The organism is Fulvivirga kasyanovii, from assembly GCF_009711405.1.
Classification (GTDB): Bacteria; Bacteroidota; Bacteroidia; order Cytophagales; family Cyclobacteriaceae; genus Fulvivirga; species Fulvivirga kasyanovii.
Genome location: NZ_SMLW01000536.1, coordinates 1 through 3037, shown reverse-complemented (window position 1 = coordinate 3037; position 3037 = coordinate 1). Strand labels below are relative to the sequence as shown.

At 43.4% G+C, this 3037-nt stretch carries 2 protein-coding genes; both read right to left on the bottom strand.

All coding sequences use genetic code 11. The features are described from left to right. Nucleotides 1-134 precede the first annotated feature (134 nt). Nucleotides 135-566 carry a DUF2147 domain-containing protein gene (locus E1163_RS12340; RefSeq protein WP_155172097.1) on the bottom strand — a complete coding sequence of 144 codons (432 nt, stop codon included), beginning with the start codon at nucleotides 564-566 and terminating at the stop codon, nucleotides 135-137. A gap of 115 nt (nucleotides 567-681) precedes the next feature. Next, on the bottom strand, nucleotides 682-3006 hold the full coding sequence (locus tag E1163_RS12335) for a sodium-translocating pyrophosphatase (RefSeq protein WP_155172095.1): 2325 nt from the start codon (nucleotides 3004-3006) through the stop codon (nucleotides 682-684). Nucleotides 3007-3037 lie beyond the last annotated feature (31 nt).

The following is a 3037-nucleotide window of genomic DNA, read 5'->3' as shown; positions in this document are numbered from 1 at the left end:
AAATTTCCTTGTCCTTCATTTGAGCTCTGCTGTTTTATACAAGTAATATATTGTAGGTAACCCTCACCGCCAGATGGATATAAAAAATATCCGTCGAAACGACGAATGGCTGGATAACTTACGAAAAAATATCATTATTCAGTTCTTACCCAGGTTTGGGTGCGGTATAAAAATCCCCAATATCCCCGGACTTTCAGGTTATTATTTTCCAGCCATAATTTACATTTATATATTCTTCCTTCGTCAGGTTTAAGTACGGTCCCTTCAATATATTCGTCTCCTTCCTTTTTCAGGTCTTTGATAATCTCCATGCCGATTATTTTTTCCTTGTACCTGGGGTCATCTTCCGGGCAGTCTTCACAAACCGGGTCCGGGTCTTCCCCCGGAGCCCTGAAAAGTTTAACAATTTTTCCGTAATACTTTCCTTCCTTTTCATAAATTTTAACCACCGACTTGGCTTCTCCGCTTTCATCATCAATGGTCTTCCATTTTCCTGTTATGTTGTTGCCACCTTGTGCCAGCACATAAGTGGGCATTAACAGACAAATCCATATATATAATTTCATAAGTATATTAATCAAAATATTCGGTTGTTTAAACCAAATATATTCATTTGAATGAAAACAAAAAAAAGCTCCGTTTTAGCGGAGCTTTTAAATGTAATATTAGAAGTTAAATATTCTATTCCTTCACGGTTTCAGTTTCGGCAGTAACTTCTTTGTCTGATACCTCAGAAGCAGATTCAACTACAGTTTCCTCAGTAGTAGTTACTGCTGTAGTTGTCACTTCTTTCTCTTCCTCGATAGTAGTCAGTATTTCAGTTTTCACTTCCTCAACCTGGGCGTGCTCTACGTTGCTGTATACCTCACCCAATATAGGGGCAATAACAAGGCCTACCAGACAGGTAAGTTTGATCAGGATGTTCATAGAAGGACCTGAAGTATCTTTGAAAGGGTCACCTACTGTATCTCCGGTTACGGCAGCTTTGTGAGCGTCAGAACCTTTGAAAGTCATTTCACCATCGATTTCAACCCCTGCTTCAAAAGATTTTTTAGCGTTGTCCCATGCTCCACCGGCATTGTTTTGGAAGATAGCCCAAAGTACACCTGAAACAGCAACACCTGCCATATAACTTCCCAGTGCCTCAGGACCCATGATGAAGCCTACAAGGATAGGAGTGATGATGGTGATGGCACCGGGCAGCATCATTTCTCTAAGAGCGGCTTTTGTAGAGATGTCAACACATTTACCATATTCAGGTTTGCCTGTACCTTCCATGATGCCAGGGATCTCTTTAAATTGCCTTCTTACCTCTTTTACCATTTCCATAGCAGCTTTACCCACTGAGTTCATGGCAAGTGCAGAGAATACAACAGGTATCATACCTCCGATAAACAGGGCAGCAAGTACATCAGCTTTGAAGATGTTGATACCATCGATACCTGTGAAAGTTACGTAGGCTGCGAATAATGCCAGTGCAGTCAAAGCCGCAGAGGCAATGGCAAAACCTTTACCAATAGCAGCGGTAGTGTTACCTACTGAATCAAGGATGTCAGTTTTTTCCCTTACATCTTTAGGCAGTTCGCTCATTTCGGCAATACCACCGGCATTATCTGCGATAGGGCCGAAGGCGTCGATAGCCAACTGCATGGCAGTAGTTGCCATCATGGCAGAAGCAGCAATAGCCACACCATAGAAACCTGCAAATTCGTAAGCTCCCCAGATAGCTCCGGCAAACAGCAGGATAGGGGCGAAGGTAGAGATCATACCGGTAGCCAAACCTGCAATAATGTTGGTGGCTGCACCGGTAGCTGATTTTTGAACGATATCAAGAACAGGCTTTTTACCAAGACCTGTGTAGTATTCAGTAAAGTAAGAGATCAGACCACCCACGGCAAGTCCAACAAGTACAGCATAGAAAACGTCCATTGATGTAACCTCGATCAGGCCCTGACCAAAGAAATTCATTTGCATTACTGAGGGCAACATCCAGTCGATAATGAAGAAGGCTGCAATACCTGTAAGTATGATAGAACTCCAGTTACCTCTGTTCAATGCTCCCTGTACCTGAGGCTCTTTTGCGTTATTGTCGCTGATCTTAATAAAGAAGGTTCCTACAATTGAAAACACTATACCCAGACCGGCAATAAGCAGGGGAAGTAGAATAGGGCCAATGCCACCGAATTCGTCAGTGATGGAACCACCCATATCGCGGATAACATAGTTACCCAATACCATTGAAGCTAAAACTGTAGCCACATAAGATCCAAAAAGGTCAGCGCCCATACCGGCAACATCACCTACGTTATCACCTACGTTATCAGCGATTGTTGCAGGGTTTCTCGGATCATCTTCAGGGATACCAGCTTCTACCTTTCCTACAAGGTCAGCGCCTACGTCAGCAGCTTTGGTGTAAATACCACCACCAACACGGGCGAAAAGAGCAATAGACTCAGCACCCAGAGAGAAACCGGCAAGGGCTTCCAGTACTACTGTCATGTCATGAACACCATTAGCAGTCCACTCGCCTCCCATAAACCAGAAGAAAAGTATGGTGAACAGCAAGCTAAGACCAAATACTGCAAGACCTGCTACACCAAGACCCATTACAGTACCTCCGGTGAAAGACACTTTAAGCGCCTGAGGAAGGCTGGTTCTTGCAGCTTGTGTTGTTCTTACGTTGGCAGCAGTGGCTATACGCATGCCGATGTTTCCTGCAAGGGCAGAAAAGAACGCGCCTATTACGAAAGCGATGATAATAAACCAGTGTGTTGTGGCTACGAGTGCAGAGATTACACCGAGTAATATACCGGCTACGATTACGAAGATCGTTAATACTTTGTATTCTGCATTTAAGAATGCCAATGCTCCTTCTTTGATGTGGTTGGCAAGAACTTGCATCTTTTCATCTCCGGCATCCTGTTTCTTAACCCAGGCGGATTTTACTGCCATAACAATGAGCCCTAAAAGCCCTAGCAGGGGAACTACGTAAATGACGTTATTCATTTTTACTTAATATGGTTTAGTTATTATTACA